The organism is Myxococcus sp. CA039A (assembly GCF_013336645.1).
In the GTDB taxonomy this organism is placed as follows: Bacteria; Myxococcota; Myxococcia; order Myxococcales; family Myxococcaceae; genus Myxococcus; species Myxococcus llanfairpwllgwyngyllgogerychwyrndrobwllllantysiliogogogochensis.
Genome location: NZ_JABUMQ010000060.1, coordinates 1 through 16,630, shown reverse-complemented (window position 1 = coordinate 16,630; position 16,630 = coordinate 1). Strand labels below are relative to the sequence as shown.

Here is a 16,630-nt window from a genome sequence, read left to right as displayed (position 1 = left end):
CGGACTCACAATCATGATGTCATGGCACATACGACTCGAATGGAGCCCATGAAGCGCAAGGCCTATGAGAAGGAGCTGCAAAAGCTCCAGACCCGGCTCTGCCTGCTTCAGGATTGGGTCAAACAGGAGGGGCTGCGCGTCGTCGTGGTCTTCGAGGGGCGGGATGCCGCGGGCAAGGGTGGCACGATTCGCGCCATCACCGAGCGGGTGAGTCCCCGCGTCTTCCGGGTGGTGGCCCTCCCCACGCCCTCGAGCCGGGAGAAGACGCAGATGTACCTCCAGCGGTATGTGTCTCATTTCCCCGCGGCAGGGGAGATCATCATCTTCGATCGCAGTTGGTACAATCGGGCCGGAGTCGAGTTCGTGATGGGCTTCTGCACCACCGAGGAGCACGAGCGCTTCCTTGAGGGGTGCCCCGTCTTCGAGAAGTACATGGTCGACAGCGGAATCGTCCTGGTGAAGATCTGGCTCGAGGTCGGCATGGAGGAACAGCAGCGGCGCTTCGAGGCGCGGATCGAAGACCCGCTCCGACAGTGGAAGCTGAGCCCCATGGACCTCAAGTCGTGGAAACGCTGGTACGACTACTCCCATGCGCGCGACAAGATGTTCGAGGTCACGGACCTCTCGTATGCGCCGTGGCACATCCTACGGTCTGACGACAAGAAGAAGGCACGGCTCAACTGCATCCGCTTCCTGCTGGAGCAGATTCCTCACAAGAGGGTGAAGCGCCCCAAGGTGAGATTGCCCAAGCGCACCCTTCAAGGGAGCTATGACGACGAGGCTACGCTCCAGGGCAGGAACTTCATCCCGGAACACTTCTGAGCAAGACCCAGATGTACCGCACCCGATGGGCGATGACCCGCTGCTGATGCCGACCCCGGCCATCGGGCAGTCGTCGTAGGTCATTCCGCGTCGGTCATGACCTGCTCTATGTCCTAGCGGGTCGAGCAGCGCTTCAACGTCGAGACCCGAGGCAGGCCGTGACCGCCGCGGCCAGGTTCGACGCTCGCGGCTCGCCTATCCGGAATGACCAGTGGTTCATGACGTAGCCGAAGCCGACACCCGCATCAGGGTCGGCGAAGCCTATCGAGCCACCGGAGCCGGGGTGGCCGAACGACCCGGGCCCGACAAGGGGCATCGGCGGGCAGGCCCGCCAGAACCCGAGCGACATGTAGAAGGAGCGGTTGGCCGGGACGTCCAGTCCTGGCGGCAGCCCGTTCATCTTCGTCTTGTCGGTGTGGACGACAGTCATCTTCTCGACCGTCGCCGGAGTCAGCAGCCGCACGCCGTCGACCTCGCTCACCGTGGCCGCATACATCCGCGCCAGCGAGTGAGCGTCCGAGAACATGTTCCCGAACGGGAACTCAGCAGCGCGGAAGGCACGCGTGTTCATGTAGCCGCTGGTGTGGTCGAAAGCGCCGCCGAGCTGCCCAGCCCGTTCTTGCACGGAGCCCGGCCCCCACACTGCGCTCATCCAGGCGATGACCGTGTCTCTATCGAGGCCGGTGGTCTCGATCATCCCGGCGGTCAACTCCTCCATCGTGAACGGAGCGGCGTACTCGACCCGCGCCACCCTTCCCTCTTGCGCCTCGGGCAGCCCAATCCACGCGCTCAGCCCGAGCGGGGCGGCGACCTCGTCCGCGAAGAAGGTGCCGAGCGACTTGCCGGTGATCCTCCGCACGACCTCCCCGACCAGGAACCCGAAGGTCATGCCGTGGTAGACGTGCTCGGTGCCCGGAGGCCACTCCGGCTTCTGCGCCTCGAGCGCCCGGATGACCGGATGCCAGGCGCAGGCGTCCTCGAACGTCAGCGGACCATCGACGACCGGCAGACCGGCCTGGTGTGAGAGCAGCCAGCGCACCGGGATATGCTCCTTGCCGGCGGCGCCGAACTCCGGCCAGTACTTGACCACCGGAGCGTCCAGATCGAGCTCGCCGCGCTGTGCCAGCAGATGGGCGCAGATCGCCGTAGCCCCCTTGGTCGTGGATGCGACCAACGAGATGGTGTCCCTGTTCCACGGACGCTTCGCCTCGCGCTCGGCGAGGCCGCCCCACAGGTCGACGACGGGACGGCCGTCCACGTAGACGCAGCATGCCGCGCCGACCTCGCCAGGGGACCCCTCGAAGTTCGCCCGGAAGACATCAGCCACTTTCCCCCAGCCATCCTCGACGTGCCCCTGCACTACGGTTCCGCTTGTCGTGTCCAACATGACGCACTTCCTTTCGAGAGGGTCTGAAACGCATTGCTTGCGCAGCGCCGCGACACGACGCATGGAGTCGTGCTTCGCGAGCTGACGTCGCAAATCCGTTGCTGCTTGTGTTTCGAGCGCGCGGTGAGTCGTGATGACGCCAATGCCTGTCCGAGCACGGGCTCGACGGCCTTCTCGCTCGGCGCGGGTGCGCTGGCAGCGGCGAGGAAATCGTTACAAACGCAGCACGTGGATGACGTGCTGTATTGCCATCAAGCGCCCTTCGCCTCTTCTTCTGCGGCGCGCGCGATGGCGTCGGTCAGCCGTTCCCGCTCCCGGACAATCCACTGTCCCCTTGGATAGTTCAGGACGAAGGTCTCGATGAACTCCACGGGGTCTTCCCCGACAATCTGGCGGACGGGAGTCCGGTTCGCCGCGCTCTGTTCAAACAGGTCGACGAGGTCCACATAGATCGCGGTCCCGTCACCCCCCGTTCCAAAGTACATCAGGTAGCGCTCCAGGGCTTCGACCGCCGTGCGATAGCTCGGGGGAAGTTGTTTCGCGCGCGCCTTGTACTGTCGCCATTGCCTTTTGTCGCCGATCACCTTCGAGATAAGCATTGAGATGAACATGTCATCCGCCTCCTTTATGGAGTTGTTCGAGCCGTTCGGTGAGGAAGCTCCACGTCCGCCAGAACTCCTCGAGGTAGGCCTGTCCCTGCGCGTTGAGCGAATACACCTTGCGCGGCGGCCCCTTCTCGGACGGGACCTTTTCCACGCCCACCAGGCCGCGCAGCTCGAACCTGACGAGCAGCGCATAGACGGTGCCCTCGGCGATGTCGGAGAAGCCCATCTCCCGCAACCGCACCGTGATTTCGTACCCGTACGCCGCCCGCGCGGACAGGATTGCCAGGACGATGCCCTCCAGCGTGCCCTTGAGCATCTCCGTCATCTGCTTGCCCACGAACCGCTCCTCGAACTACTCAGTGGTACTGACTACCAGTACTTAGTACCACAGAATAGCGGGAATGCAAGCCCACCTTCCTGACCGGTCGCCCCACGCCTTCATGCGAGGGCCCGCTCATGACGCTCAAGCTTCGGCTGTATGGCCTTGCCAGTTTCGACCTGTTGCGCCGTCGCCCGCTGCGCACCGTCTGAACAGGGGTCACTTCACGAAGGCACGAGCTCGCTCGCCTGGTGCCGTCTGCGCGAGATGAGGTAGGCCACGCCGAGGTTGGGGACCCAGCAGAGCCAGGCGACGGTTCTGTAGGCCGACATGAAGTCGCCCAGGGTGGGAATCAGGATGGGCATCCAGAGCCTCAGCGTGACCGCCCCGAAGCAGGCGGCATAGCTGTAGGTCATCATGAGCCGGTGTTCCTCGATGCGCCGGCTCTTGATGAGTCGATAGGCGGAGACCGTCGTATAGAGCCAGACGAGGCCCAGGCTGACGAAGCCCGACGCGGCGATGACGCCACCCGTGGCGAAGAAGCCGACGTAGACCCCGGAGAGCCCGCTCAGGAGGACCGCTCCGACGTAGAGCTTTCCAAGGAGCCGGTGTGCGCCTGGGCGATTGAGTCGCAGTCTTTCGACGAACTGGGCCCAGCCGATGGCCAGCGCGAGTCCTCCCAGGGCGATGTGCGTGTAGAAGGCCGCGTTCCAGACGGGGTCGGCCAGGAGCGCGCTGCTCTTCAAGCCAAGGATTCCGAAGTTCGAGGCCGCGAGGAAGTAGCTGCCGGGATAGAGGCCCACAGCCAGACAGAGGGCGGCGAAGAGGACCCAGCATGCCTTGCTTGCCATCATGGAGGCTCGGGGTTCGGAGTGGGGAGGCACGGCGCGGGAGATGAAACACCAGAACCCCCGTGCCGTGCTCCTCGGACCGGCTCCTCCGGTTCGAATCCCGTCGGGGCAACCTGGCAAGCCCCGCAACCTCAAGGAGTTGCTGGGCTTTTCCTTGGCCCCCGGTTCCACCTACGCCCTTGGTATGCCCCTCTGGCACCTCTCGCCGGGAGGGGCACGGTCGTTTTCATGCAACGGTGTCGCCCGGCCTGTCTCTTCCCGTCAGGAGGGGGCGTTCATGCCCCCCCATGACTCCTCGGGGCGACGACATGAAGGCGACGACGCGGTACCTGGTGCTTCTCTCCATGCTGGTGGTGGGCTGTGGCGGCTCGAACCAAGACGATGGGGACGATGACACCCAGTCATTCCCAGAGACCCTGGAGTGTGGCGACACCCGTTGCAAGCGCGCCACTCAATACTGCGCGACCATCGTCACCGCTGAGACGACCCACATGTGTCTGAACAAGAAGGAGAGCTGCAAGGGCTGCGACTGCGTGAACCTGGACACAGACCTCACCGCCCAGACCGGGCGCCAGGACTGCACCGCGACCGCCCGGCTCGATGTGTACTTCTCCTGTGCCTATTACGATGATGTGGACTACATCAAGACCTCCTGCACCGTACGCGCCCGCTGAAAGCATCAGACCGATACACAGGGAAGAGGCCCGTCCCCGACGACATCTTCTTCGTTGGGGAGCTCGCGTAGACGACCACGAGCCGCGAGTAGGAGAACAACGTGCCGCCACCGATTCAAGTCACCTTGGTTCCCCATGACCCGCGCTGGGCAGAAGCCGCCGCCGCAGAGGCCAGGTCCCTCGCGGACGCGTTAGGCCCCGTCGTTCTGCGGGTCCATCACGTCGGCTCGACGGCCATCCCCGGCATCTCCGCGAAGCCCATCCTCGACCTCATCCCCGTCGTCACTTCGGTGGACGAGCTCGACAAGCACCAGGGCGTGCTCGAAGCGCTCGGCTACGCGGTGTGGGGAGAGCTCGGCCTCCCGGGCCGTCGCTACTGCACGAAGGACAACCCGAGGACCCGAGAGCGCCTCGTCCAACTCCATGGCTATGCCGACGGCTCTCGGGAAATCTCTCGGCACCTCGCGTTCCGCGACTACCTGCGTGAACGGCCGAGCGTCGCCCGCGACTACGACGACGAGAAGGCGCGATGTCAGCGCCTTCATCCAAACGACTCGCACGCCTACAGCGATTGCAAGAACGCCTGGATCAAGCGCATCGAGGCCGAGGCGCTCGCCGTCTACCAGACGCGCTGAACGACGCGGGGCCTCACGAATCACACGACCGCCAGGGTCCTGGTTCGGCGGGGAACGCCTCGGCCTCCTCGCCAAAGGAAGACCCTCTTGGGTTGACCTCCGAGGAGCGTCCCTCTTCCTCCTTCGCTCCTGCTCGCCTTTTACACACGGATAGGAACACGGCCCCTCCGCGTGGCCGGCGACAACTACGACGATGTGAACGCGTTCGTCAGGTTGAGCCCGTCGGAGAGCAATAGTTGTCATCAAATGGAACGAGCAGTTGCCGCTGAAGCGGTGGTCGTTAAATCATGCGCCAACTCCAGGGGGCCTGCATGGGACGACCACCGGTTTCGAGAAAGTGTTTGTACGTTCTTCTGGGAAGTATCTTCACCCTTGGCGCGGCATGTGCTCCGCCTTCGAGCGAAGAAGCAGGCCTGACCGCAAGCGACCTGCTGATGGAAGCACCCGCTTCGAGCACGGACAGGCTGTTGCTCCTGCCAGCGATGAACACCTCCTACCAGACGGTGTTGTATGACGATGCCGTCACGCCAGGTTGGGATGCCGGCTACAGTTGGGGCAACGTCTCCCATGGTTCGACGACGAGCATCAAGGCCTACGGCGCTTCGTCGATGCAGGTCACCTCCGCCGCCGACAGCGCCCTTGCGTTGGGAGCTGACGGTCAGTCGTTCTCGACCAATACCTACACGGCGGTGAGCTTCGCCATCCATCCGGGCACCGCGAACCTGACGGCAATCAAGAACCTCAAGCTCATCGTGAGCCAGGAGGGCGTCGACGGAAACGGGGGCGTCACCATCGGCAACTACGCCAGCCCGAGCTTCGACTCCCTGGGCGCGGGTGAATGGACTCGCGTCACCATCCCGATGAGCGCGCTCAAGGGCTCGCTGACCACCTTCAACAAGCTCACGCTCATGGCGCAGACCGCGGTCAACTACGGCATCGATGGCATCGCCATCGAGATTCCGCGGCTGCCCGCGCTCGACACCTCCACCATGACGGTCCTGTATGACGATGCGGTCGCGTCCGGTTGGAGCACCGGCTACAGCTGGGGCGGCACCACGCTCGCACCCGACACGGCCAGCAAGGCCTATGGCACCACGTCCATGAAGGTGACGGCGCCAGCCAACAGTGCCCTGGCCTTGGGCGCGGTCGGCTCCAGCCTTCCGGTCTCCAACCACGTCGCCGTGAGCTTCGCCATCAACCCAGGCACTTCAAACCTCACGGCCATCCAGGCCCTCAAGGTCATCGTGAGCCAGGAGGGTGTCGACGGGAATGCGGGAGTCGCCATCAGCGCCTACGCGAATCCGAGCCTGGGTTCCCTGCCTCCGGGGCACTGGACGCGCGTCAGAATCCCGATGAGCGCGCTCAAGGGAGCGCTGACGACCTTCAACAAGCTCACCATCCAGAGCGCCACGGCGGTGGTCTACGGGGTCGACGGAATCGTGCTGGAGAATGACACCACGAATCCGCCGACCGGCCTGGGGAAGACCTATCCCACCGGCGTGGCCTATCGCGGAATCAACCGCGCCGGGATGGAGTACGGCAACGACTGGGGTGGCTGGACCGGCCAGACCTTTTACGAGATGCCGTCGTCGACCCAGATCACCGCGGAGCTCGCATACTACAAGGGCAAGGGCTTCAACCTGATTCGCCTGCCAATCTCCTGGGAGCGCCTCCAGCACACGCTCCTGGGCCCGCTGAATACGGCGTATTCGAACGGCATGATGAATTACATCAACCTGGCGACGGCCCAGGGCTTCACCCTTGTGCTCGACCTCCATAACTACAATCGTTATGCGACAGGCGCGTTCGATGGCGCGGGAAATCAGACGGGGAACTACGTCCAACGCGTCATCGGAGACGGGACGCTGACCGTGAACCATCTCGCCGACGTCTGGACGAAGCTCGCGAATCTGGTGAAGACAAACCCCAAGGTCATCCTGAACCTCATGAACGAGCCGCATGATCTCCCGATGACGTCGACCACCTGGTTCGCCGGGATTCAGACGGTCATGAACGCCGTGCGCGCGACAGGTTCAACCCAGTTGATCCTGGTTCCCAACACGCGCGCATCGGACGTGGGGCACTGGCACACCTGGGCTCCGGGCGGAGGTCCGCTCGACTCGGTCGCGGCCCTCTCCATCACGGACAGCGCCAACAACTACGCCTTCGACATGCATTCGTATTACCCGGAAGGCTACGGCAGCAACGATGAGTCGTCCTACGGCGCTCAGCTCACGGCGGTCACCCACTGGGCGAGAACCCACGGCAAGAAGCTGTTCCTGTCCGAGATGGGGATAGGAATCCACGAGTCTTTCGCGCAGCCCCAGATTACGAACGCGCTCACGTTCATGAACAACAACAGCGACGTGTGGATCGGTTGGTCTCCGTGGGATTTGACCCACTGGCAGCTCACCACCAACAACCATACGGCGGACTACACGACCAACGGAATCACGCCCATCAACTGGTACGCCGCCTTCTTGACCGCGAACTTCCTCGCGTTGTGAGCAGAGGCATCGAGACGGCGGGGCCTGTGAATGGTCCCGCCGGACTCGATGCGGAAGCCCGGCGAATCTCCGTCACTGTGCAAGGCGCAGCAGCCGGGCCACGAGGACATCGACTTGTTCCTCCGCGTGGGCGATGGAGCGCTTGAGCCGCTCACCGCCATACTCGTCGTATTCGACCGCCACGGAGTCCATGTCCGTGATGCCGATGTAGCCGAACGCGGTGCGGATGCTCGGCTCGACATGGTTCATGGCCTCGAGTCGTTCGCCGCGTCCATAGCCGAAGTCGCCGCGCGAGCTCAGGATGACGAGCTTCTTGCGCGCTTCGGTCAGCAGGGGCCAGTAGGGCTCACCGGGCCGTGAGCGGTCGAACCCAAAGGTGCGGCCCACTCGGATGATGTTGTCGATGTACGCCTTGAACTGCGCTGGCACGTTGAAGTTGTACATGGGCACGCCCGCGACGATGAGGTCCGCGTCGAGCAGCTCATCCACCAGCGCGTCGCTCTCCGCGAGCACGTCCGTCATCCACGGTTCCCGCTTCGAGGGAGCAGTGAACGCCGCGTGAATCCACCGTCCCGTCACGGGAGTGGGAGGTGCCTGCCCGACGTCCCGGTAGACGACCGTGTCGCCCGGACGGCTTGCCCGCCAGCGCGCGACGAAACGGGAGGACAGCCGGCGCGTATGTGAGCCATGAGGCACCTGCTCGGACCCACCCGCGCGAGCGCTCGAATCGAGATGAAGGATTTTGACCATGGGTTGTCTCCAACGGGGTTCCGGTTGAGTCGCGCTCATCCATGGCGCGGACCGGACACGAAGAGAGATAGAGGCTGGCCACTCCCCTGACAAACGCGTATTCCTCAGGCGATGGCTGAGCCTGATTCATCCATGGGTGCTTCATGAGGGACCTCCCACCGCTGTCGGCGCTTCGGGCCTTCGAGGCGGCCGCACGGCATCTCAGCTTCAAGAACGCCGCGGACGAACTCGCGGTGACCCCCACGGCCATCAGCCACCAGGTCCGTCAGCTGGAGGAGTGGCTGGGGCTGCGGCTCTTCGAACGGCACATCCGTCGCGTGGTCCTGACGAAAGAGGGGGCGGAGCTCTTCCCGTCGCTGAGGGAGGGCTTTGACACCATGGTCCGTGGGGTCGAAGCGCTCAGGGCGCCCTCCGCCCAGGAGCTCCTCACGCTCTCGTCCACGGTCGCCTTCACGTCGAAGTGGTTGGTGCCGCGCGTGCCCGCGTTCCGGGCCGCGTGCCCTGGCCTGGACCTGCGGCTTCATGCCTCCGATGAGACCGTGGACTTGCGGGCGGGAGGAGTGGACCTGGCCATCCGCTATGGCCGGGGGGCGCATGCGGGGCTGCGCTCGGAGTTGCTGTTTCAGGACCGCTTCGCGCCTGTGTGCAGTCCGCGCTTGGGGGTGCGCGGACGGGAGGACCTCGGCCACCATCCGCTCATCCACTTCGAGTGGCACCGCGTCGAGGATGCGACTCCGACGTGGAACCGGTGGTTCGCCAGCGCGGGCGGGCGGTACCGCGCCCCGAACGGCGAGCTGCGCTTCTCCGACGAGTCTCACGCCATCCAGGCGGCTGTCGCGGGGCAGGGCATCGCGCTCGTCAGCCTCGTGCTCGTGGCGGAGGAGCTGGCCAGCGGGGCGCTCGTGCAGCCATTCGGGCCGGAGCTGGAGGGCTTCGCGTATCACCTCGTCTACCTGGACACGCCACGCCACGCCGAGCGGTTGGGCCCCTTGCGTCAGTGGTTGCTCGCCGAAGCGAAGGTGCTCGAGGCGCGGGCGTCCGGAGTTCGGCGCCCGGCACGCACGCGGAAGCCGGGCACCTCCCGTCGGCGCTGAGTCCTCGTCAGACCTTCTCCTGTCGAGGACCGGCTACCGCGAAGCCTCGATGCCGGCGAGGATGAGGTCGATGCCGGCGAGGAACTCGGCGCGGTCGTCGTGCTCGCGCAGTCGCGCGGCGACCTTCACGGTGAACGGATACGCGTGGGCGTCGCGTGTCCACTGGGCCGACACCTTCTCGAGAAAGTCCGCGCGGTCCACGGGCGGCTCGAGCAGGCGGCCGTTCGCGGCATTCTGGACGCTCACGCCGATGATGTAGCTCAACAGCGCCGACGCCGACGTGAACCAGGCGCGCTCTGGCCCCCCCAGCGCCTGGACCTGACGCCCGAGGCGCTCGAAGATCTGCAGCATCGCGGTCTGCCACGGAGCGCGGGACAGCTGCGCGCCCACCCACGGATGCGCGTCGATTGCCTCGAACACGCCGGCGGCGATGCCTCGGATTGCCTCGCGCGGACTGGCGGAGGCGAGCACTTCGCCCATCGCGCGGGCGACGACGGCGTCACTGGCGGCGACGAGCAACTCGTTCTTGTTCGCGATGTGCCAGTAGATAGCGCCAGGTCCAGTGGCCAGCCGCGAGGCAAGCGCTCGGAAGGTCAACCCGCCCTCCCCCTCGTCGTCCAGCAGCTCGATTGCCACCTCGACGATTCGCTCGCGTGAGAGCGCCTCCTCACGTCGTTCCGACCCGCGCGTTGCCTTCGCCATGGCCCCATCTTGACAGCTCTGGAACAGCGTTCCAACATGGTCAATGGAACGGCGTTCCAGAGACCGACGGCCGCATCGCGGGGCGGTCTCCCACTCGAAAGGAAGCACGATGACCCCCATCACGATCATTGGCGCCGGCCTCGGCGGGTTGACGCTCGCGCGCGTTCTGCACGTCCACGGCATCGCCTCCACCGTCTACGAGGCCGATGCGTCCGCGGACGCGCGCACGCAGGGCGGGATGCTCGACATCCACGACCACAACGGACAGCTCGCGCTGAAGGAGGCCGGACTGTTCGACGAATTCCGCCGAATCATCCACGAAGGCGGAGAGGCCATGCGGGTGCTCGACCCGCGCGGCGCGGTCCTTTTCGATGAGCCCGACAACGGCGGCGGCCGTCGCCCCGAGGTGCATCGAGGTGAGCTGCGGCGCCTCCTGCTCGACTCGCTCCCTGCGGGAACCGTCCAGTGGGGACACAAGGTCACCGCCGTCCACGCGCTCGGCGATGGGCGTCATGCGGTGACGTTCGCGAACGGGTCGACTGTCACGACGAGCCTCCTCGTCGGCGCGGACGGCGCGTGGTCGAGGATCCGGCCGCTGCTGTCCGACGCGAGGCCCGAGTACGTCGGCATCTCGTTCATCGAGACCTATCTCTTCAACGCCGACGCTCGCCACCCGGCCAGCGCGAAAGCCGTCGGAGGCGGGGCGATGCTCGCCCTCACGCCCGGCAAGGGCATCCAGGCCCACCGCGAAACCAACGGCGTCCTGCACACCTACGTCGCGCTCACCAGGCCGAGGGAGTGGATGGCCGGCATCGACTTCGCCAACCCGAAGGCGGCGAAGGCTCGAGTCGCGGCGGAGTTCGACGGTTGGGCGCCAGCGCTCACCGCGCTCATCACCGATGGCGAGACAGACCTCGTCCCCCGGACCATCCACGCGCTTCCGCCGGGACATCGGTGGGAGCGCGTGCCTGGGGTGACGCTTCTCGGCGACGCCGCGCATCTGATGCCGCCGTCTGGTGAAGGCGCCAACCTCGCGATGTACGACGGCGCCGAACTCGGCAAGGCCATCGCCGCGCACCGAGGCGACCTCGAAGCCGCGCTCGCCGAGTACGAGGAACCCATGTTCACCCGCAGCGCGAACGAAGCCGCCGATGCGGAGACCCTCCACCGACTCTGCTTCGGCGACAACGCTCCGCACGGGTTGATCGACTTCTTCACCGGCTCGGCATCGACCTCGGCACCGCCCACCGCGGGGGACGCTCGCGGTGGCTCAATCCGGCCCTGAAGGTCGAAGAGTCCTCCGCCCCGGGGCGTCCCGGGGCAAGAGGCAAGCACCCAGGCGGGCCTACTCGAAGACGGCCGAGAGCAGGGTATCGGTGCCCGCGTCCAGGTCCTGGCGAGGCCAGACGACGACGGCGTTGCCGAGAGGGCTGGTTGCCACCTCGATATTCCCGAGGTACCCCTTCACGGTGGCGAAGTCCTTCGGCGTCCGCGGCGCCCTCGCCGGCAATGACGCCGGAGCAGCCCGCGACGGTGAAGATGCGCACGCGCGCCCCGGGCTCGGTCCTGGCCAGGATGTGCGGCACGTTGGCATTGGCGGGAGAGGCGGGCGCGGTCCCGATGAGCATCGGCGCGTCGGGAGGCGAGGTGTCCTACAGAGGCCCTGCGTCCCCGAGGCCCGCATCCGTCGGGCCCGCGTCCTTCTGCTCCGGTGTGCCGGAATCCCGCTCGGTGTGCGTTCCAGAATCCGTCGGCGTCGAACCGTCAGGCAGCCCGTTGCCATTCCCCCCACAGGCAACCAGCAGCCATCCACATAGGACAGCGCCCACGAGCCCCGTCGACATCGCCATCCGTCTCATATGGTCTTTCAACGTGAGGTCCCCCATCGCGACCACGCGCCTGACGGAGCCCCCAGGGCCGCCACCCGAGGCGGTTCATCCACTCCGGGTGATGCCTACCCGAAATTCGCTCGCTGAGCCATGGGTGCCCAAGCGGTTCCTGGAGAGCCGCGCTCAAGGCTCGTCAGCGTGGGTCGCGCCGCCGCGGCGCGCACAGGCCTTCTCGTAGGCGGCCTGGAGTTCACCGAACACCGAGCGAACTGGGCGGGGCGCCCCCAGATGCAGGTGGCGCAGCTCCTCCATGAACGCATTCCACAGAGGCGGGCCGCCCTTCTCCAGCAGTTCCGCGCGGACCGACAACTCCTTGCTCGGCCGGGTATGCCGGCGGCCCCAGGCCCCCATCTGCGCGAGCAGGGGCACGAGCTGGATGGCCGCTTCCGTGAGGTTGTAGATCCCCTTCTGCCTGTGTTCCGGAGCGCTTCGTCGCGTCAGCAGGCCGGACGCGGTCAGCCGCTTCAGCCGGTCCGCGAGGATGTTCGACGCGATGCCCTCCTCGCTCTGCGCGAGCAGCTCACCGTAGGTGCACCTGTTCCCGAACATCACGTCGCGGATGACGATCAGACTCCAGCGGTCGCCCAGCTGTTCGAGTGTGAGGTTGATCGGACAGCCGGATCGTTTCGTGTGGGGCACAGCGAGTCTCCTGAAGTCACCACTTGCAATCTGCAAGTGCCTCGGGCAGAAATCAACCCATTGCAACATGCAACTGGTTCCTGGAGGCCTCACGATGTCGCTCGCGCTCTATGGTCATTGCTTCTCCTCGTACACGCAGAAAGTGCTCATCTCGCTGTACGAGAACGGTACGCCCTTCGATTTCCGCAGCCTCGGGCCGGATACGCCGCAGCACTCGGCCGAGTGGCTCCAGCGTTGGCCGTTGCGCAAGTTCCCGCTGCTGGTGGACGGCGAGCGCAACGTCGTCGAGACCAGCGTCATCATCGAGTACTTGCAGCTCGTGCATCCCGGGCCGGTGCGCCTGCTCCCCTCGGAGCCGATGGCCGCGTTGGACGTGCGGTTCCTCGACCGATTCTTCGACCTGCACGTCATGACTCCGGTGCAGCGCGCGGTGGACGGCGCGCTGACGGGTGATCCGGTAAAGCGACAGGAAGGCCTGGCCTTTGCCGCGCAAAAGCTAGAGCTCGCCTACGCGTGGCTCGAAGGACGGCTTGGCGGCAGGACCTGGGCCGCCGGTGCGGACTTCACGCTCGCGGACTGCGCGGCCGCGCCCTCGCTCTTCTACGCGGACTGGACGCATCCGATTTCCGAGGCGTTTCCCCAGCTGCGCGCCTACCGCGCCCGGTTGCTTGCCCGCCCGTCCTTCGCCCGGGCAGTGGACGAGGCGCGGTGGTTCAGGCCGAACTTTCCCCTCGGGGCGCCGGACCGGGACTGAAGCCCTGACATGCACCGCGGTAGCGCACTGCCAGGAAGACCTCTTGACCGCGGACCCAGGCGCGCAACTTCTGCTCGCCATCGCGGCGCGCAGCACGTTATCAAACGACTTCGAGCCCACCGCGTGGCACAGCGAAAACCGACCCTCCAGGCACGGCCTGAGGAGGAGCATCGTATGAGTCTTGTGGTTCTATGTGAGTTCAAAGCACGGACCGACGGGGAGACGGAGTTCCTGCGAGTGGCGCGGGCCTTGGCCTCCGTCGCCGCGACCGAGCCGGGAACGTTGCGCTATCAGTGGTTCACCACGCAGAAGCCCGGTCATTTTTCGATCATCGAGGAGTACGTCGACGCCGACGCGGCCGAAACACATAACAACCATGTGGGTTCGCTGCTCCGCGAACTCTTCGCGGTGGCGGACCTGGTGTCGGTGTCATTCTTCGGGGAACTCAACGCGTACTTGCGCGAGTGGGCTTCCGGCCGCGAGGGAGTTGCAGTCAATATGCCGCTGTGACGGCGCCCGAGCGGCCTCGACACCGAGTCCGCTCGTCACCCACTTCTCGATAGGCAGGCCGTGATTCGGACGGCTCATCGAGCCTCGCGCCCCTCTGTTCGCCCGCCGCGGAATCACTTCGTGGCGGGCACGGGGTTGACCGGAGTGGGCCGGCGCGGCGCCTGGAGCCCGGGCGGGGACGCGGTCAGCGCGCCCAGGTAGAGCCGGCCGTGGAAGCCGTGGGGCTGCTGGGCGGTGAAGAGCTTCAGGCCCGCGGCCTGCGTGGAGGCCTGCCGTGCCTCGAGCGTCGGGCTGATGCCGAAGACGTTGCACTCCACGTCCTCGTCCCAGACGTCGTAGCGGCAGACGAACTGGGTGCCGCGCTGGAAGCCCACGTCCAGGGCACGCACCGAAGAAGGCAGGGCGCGCGCCACGCGAACGCCCATGGGCTCGAAGTCGCCATCCCAGTTCACCTCCGTGGTGCGAGCATGGACGCTGCCCGCGAGCACCAGCGTCCAGGACTGGGGGCGCTTCGACTGGGCGTTCAGCAGGTGCTGGGCCATCTGCGCCTCGCGTTCATTGCCCTGGGCCCTGTCGGCGTCGATGGCGGCCACGGCCACGTCCTTTCCGGAGACGCGCAAGCGGCGAGCCTGCTCGACGAGCCACAGCATGGCGCGGCTGCTGCGCCCGTCCTGGTAGGCCCGGCGCCAGAAGGCGCTCCCCGAGAGGAGATCCTGAACGGCCGATGAAGCGCCGTCGCTGGCGAGGTAGCGCTCGAGGAGCGGCTGCTCGGAGACGGGAATGGACAGCGCCAGCGTCACCGGCAGCGCCTGGGCCGTGGCCTCGCACAACATCCGCAGCGCCGCGGACGGCACCTCCTGCGTGCCCAGCGGGTCCGCCACGAGCAGGACGCCTCCCGCCGCGAACAAGGACGAGGCGCCCTCCACGGGAGCACCACACGCGGGAGCGATGGCGGCGACGGGGGCCCCACCCTCCTCGCCCGCGCTCTCCATCACCACCGAGCGGAGGGGAACAGGAGGATTGCCATCCACCAGCTCCAGCGCGGGGGCCATCTCCAGCCGCTCCAGGAGCTTCTGCTCGACGCTCATGTCGCGGTAGCCGTGCGCCGGCCGGTAGCCCTCCAGCCCTGGGATGTTGTTGAAGGCCTCCGACATGGCGGGCACGGAGAGCTGATCGCGGGTCCGACCGGAGACCTCCGCGCTGGAGCCGCCCCCCTCCGCCGAATACCTGAGGCGAAAGACTCGAACGAGTGCCTGCCGGGGCCCGAGCCGCTCTCCCTTGATGTAGTAGCGCTCGGGGGGAACGACCTCCGGAATGAAGGAGGAGAACAGCTCCAGTCCTCCCTCCTTCTCCATCACGTCGTAGTGGTCCTTCTCCAGGAGGTATCGGACGGTCATCAGCGCGTCCTCGACGGGCACCTGATAGACGAGCTCATGCGTGGGCGTCTCGTACCGACCCGTCTCCGGGTTGTACTGGGTGTCGATACCTCGCGTGAGGGTCGCGCATCCCATGCACCCCAGGAGCCCCAGCACCATTCCAAGCCGTCGCATCACTTCCTCCATGAGCCACAGTCCCTGGAGGTGGGTTGCTGGCCTCCTGGCCGCGTCAGTCGCTGAAACGATTGGGGCGCGGAGGACATACTGACATCGCGCGGTGGATGCCGGAATGAAGATTCGGACATCGACCGTGACGCTCAGCGGGGGCCTCGTGCGTCGAAGACGGTGCCCGAAAGGCCATGGGTGAAGACCTTCGAGGGCGGCAAGCCGAACATCCTGCTGAACAGTCGGGAGAAATGGGCCGAATCACAGAAGCCCGCGGCGTGCGCGACCTCGGTGAGGCTTCGGCCTCTGAGCGCGAGCGCGGTGGCCGCTTGCATCCGGTGCCAGGCGCGAAAGGCACCCAACGGGACGCCGAACTGTTCCCTGAATCGGTGTTCGACGAGGGACGTGGAGACCCCCACCCGCCGCGCCATGGTCATCGCATCGGAGGGTTTGTCAGTGGGTGTGGAAAGAAACGCGGCGATGCGAGCGATGCGTGCGTCGACCGTCAGCGGACAGGGGCCCAGATTCAAGGCGTTCTGGAAGAGTTCGGTCCAGGGTTCGGGCCTTCGCGAGACAAGGGCGGTTTCAACCGCCGCGCGCAACGCGCCTGCGTCCACCTGACGGCTGAGGCCCGCGCCGGGCTCCAGAAACAGCACGGCCGCGCGTCCACCATGAAAGTCGAGCGCATGCCACTGCCACCCGCGCACGAAGGCGGCTTCGTGGTGCTCGACGCGGCCGTCACCGTCGATGAGGTCGAACGCATCATCGAGCCCCACGAGGACGGCGTTGGCGGCGAACCGATGCCTGGGCAGCTCGTGGAAGCGGCCGACGTACAGAGATCTCCCTCCGCCCATCAACAAGTGGCTCTGCATCTGCAGAATCATACAAGCGTGGACGTGGGCGCCGCACCTAGCTTGGTGCGTTGAACCCCGCCGCTCCCCTGTCCCCTAC

General features: G+C 66.0%; 19 protein-coding genes. 9 read left to right on the top strand and 10 right to left on the bottom strand.

The genetic code is table 11. The annotated features are described in order from the left end of the window. Positions 1-48: 48 nt before the first annotated feature. Positions 49-822 carry a polyphosphate kinase 2 gene (gene ppk2 / locus HR086_RS12845; protein WP_217440897.1) on the top strand — a complete coding sequence of 258 codons (774 nt, stop codon included), beginning with the start codon at positions 49-51 and terminating at the stop codon, positions 820-822. 133 nt (positions 823-955) lie between these two features. Here the strand turns inward: ppk2 and HR086_RS12840 are convergent, their stop codons facing one another. The 4 genes from HR086_RS12840 to HR086_RS12825 form a co-directional block, all read right to left on the bottom strand. Beyond that, complete coding sequence (locus HR086_RS12840) at positions 956-2,209, bottom strand: serine hydrolase (RefSeq protein WP_174465758.1); 1,254 nt, start codon at positions 2,207-2,209, stop codon at positions 956-958. A gap of 251 nt (positions 2,210-2,460) precedes the next feature. Then, a complete protein-coding gene (locus tag HR086_RS12835) occupies positions 2,461-2,820 on the bottom strand; it encodes a DUF1048 domain-containing protein (RefSeq protein WP_141642113.1) in 360 nt (119 codons plus the stop codon). 1 nt (position 2,821) lies between these two features. Continuing rightward, the gene (locus HR086_RS12830; RefSeq protein ID WP_174464098.1) at positions 2,822-3,151 is read right to left on the bottom strand and encodes a PadR family transcriptional regulator; all 330 of its coding nucleotides are present in this window, start codon (positions 3,149-3,151) and stop codon (positions 2,822-2,824) included. Positions 3,152-3,357: 206 nt separating this feature from the next. After that, on the bottom strand, positions 3,358-3,987 hold the full coding sequence (locus tag HR086_RS12825; protein ID WP_254626302.1) for a DUF2306 domain-containing protein: 630 nt from the start codon (positions 3,985-3,987) through the stop codon (positions 3,358-3,360). Positions 3,988-4,292: 305 nt separating this feature from the next. Here HR086_RS12825 and HR086_RS12820 point away from each other — a divergent pair, with 305 nt between their 5' ends. The 3 genes from HR086_RS12820 (at position 4,293) to HR086_RS12810 (ending at position 7,800) form a co-directional block, all read left to right on the top strand. Beyond that, on the top strand, positions 4,293-4,658 hold the full coding sequence (locus HR086_RS12820) for a hypothetical protein (protein ID WP_174465751.1): 366 nt from the start codon (positions 4,293-4,295) through the stop codon (positions 4,656-4,658). 101 nt (positions 4,659-4,759) lie between these two features. Next, complete coding sequence (locus HR086_RS12815) at positions 4,760-5,293, top strand: GrpB family protein (RefSeq protein WP_174458723.1); 534 nt, start codon at positions 4,760-4,762, stop codon at positions 5,291-5,293. 434 nt (positions 5,294-5,727) lie between these two features. Beyond that, complete coding sequence (locus tag HR086_RS12810; RefSeq protein ID WP_174465757.1) at positions 5,728-7,800, top strand: glycoside hydrolase family 5 protein; 2,073 nt, start codon at positions 5,728-5,730, stop codon at positions 7,798-7,800. Positions 7,801-7,872: 72 nt separating this feature from the next. Here HR086_RS12810 and HR086_RS12805 read toward each other — a convergent pair whose 3' ends face one another. Continuing rightward, positions 7,873-8,550, bottom strand: coding sequence for an FMN-dependent NADH-azoreductase (locus HR086_RS12805; RefSeq protein ID WP_174465756.1), 678 nt, complete (start codon positions 8,548-8,550; stop codon positions 7,873-7,875). Between the two features lie 143 nt (positions 8,551-8,693). On the opposite strand from HR086_RS12805, the gene gcvA reads away from it, so the two are divergent. Next, complete coding sequence (gene gcvA / locus HR086_RS12800) at positions 8,694-9,644, top strand: transcriptional regulator GcvA (RefSeq protein WP_174465755.1); 951 nt, start codon at positions 8,694-8,696, stop codon at positions 9,642-9,644. Positions 9,645-9,677: 33 nt separating this feature from the next. Here the strand turns inward: gcvA and HR086_RS12795 are convergent, their stop codons facing one another. Continuing rightward, positions 9,678-10,346 (bottom strand): TetR/AcrR family transcriptional regulator, encoded by a 669-nt coding sequence (locus HR086_RS12795; RefSeq protein WP_174465754.1) that lies wholly within the window; start codon positions 10,344-10,346, stop codon positions 9,678-9,680. A gap of 109 nt (positions 10,347-10,455) precedes the next feature. Between HR086_RS12795 and HR086_RS12790 the strand changes: the two genes are divergently transcribed. After that, a complete protein-coding gene (locus HR086_RS12790; RefSeq protein WP_174465753.1) occupies positions 10,456-11,631 on the top strand; it encodes an NAD(P)/FAD-dependent oxidoreductase in 1,176 nt (391 codons plus the stop codon). 60 nt (positions 11,632-11,691) lie between these two features. Here HR086_RS12790 and HR086_RS49190 read toward each other — a convergent pair whose 3' ends face one another. After that, positions 11,692-11,814, bottom strand: a complete 123-nt coding sequence (locus HR086_RS49190) for a hypothetical protein (protein WP_256433628.1) — start codon at positions 11,812-11,814, stop codon at positions 11,692-11,694. A 544-nt stretch (positions 11,815-12,358) separates the two neighbouring features. Continuing rightward, positions 12,359-12,874 (bottom strand): helix-turn-helix domain-containing protein, encoded by a 516-nt coding sequence (locus HR086_RS12785; protein WP_174458729.1) that lies wholly within the window; start codon positions 12,872-12,874, stop codon positions 12,359-12,361. Positions 12,875-12,968: 94 nt separating this feature from the next. On the opposite strand from HR086_RS12785, the gene HR086_RS12780 reads away from it, so the two are divergent. After that, positions 12,969-13,628 carry a glutathione S-transferase family protein gene (locus tag HR086_RS12780; protein ID WP_174458730.1) on the top strand — a complete coding sequence of 220 codons (660 nt, stop codon included), beginning with the start codon at positions 12,969-12,971 and terminating at the stop codon, positions 13,626-13,628. Between the two features lie 174 nt (positions 13,629-13,802). Beyond that, on the top strand, positions 13,803-14,138 hold the full coding sequence (locus HR086_RS12775; RefSeq protein ID WP_174458731.1) for a putative quinol monooxygenase: 336 nt from the start codon (positions 13,803-13,805) through the stop codon (positions 14,136-14,138). Positions 14,139-14,251: 113 nt separating this feature from the next. On the opposite strand, the gene HR086_RS12770 is transcribed toward HR086_RS12775, so the two are convergent. Together HR086_RS12770 and HR086_RS12765 are read right to left on the bottom strand one after the other, a co-directional pair. Then, complete coding sequence (locus tag HR086_RS12770) at positions 14,252-15,688, bottom strand: hypothetical protein (RefSeq protein WP_174465752.1); 1,437 nt, start codon at positions 15,686-15,688, stop codon at positions 14,252-14,254. A gap of 143 nt (positions 15,689-15,831) precedes the next feature. After that, on the bottom strand, positions 15,832-16,335 hold the full coding sequence (locus HR086_RS12765; protein WP_373564291.1) for a helix-turn-helix domain-containing protein: 504 nt from the start codon (positions 16,333-16,335) through the stop codon (positions 15,832-15,834). Between the two features lie 15 nt (positions 16,336-16,350). Between HR086_RS12765 and HR086_RS48475 the strand changes: the two genes are divergently transcribed. Continuing rightward, the gene (locus HR086_RS48475) at positions 16,351-16,605 is read left to right on the top strand and encodes a hypothetical protein (protein WP_254626301.1); all 255 of its coding nucleotides are present in this window, start codon (positions 16,351-16,353) and stop codon (positions 16,603-16,605) included. Positions 16,606-16,630: the final 25 nt, after the last annotated feature.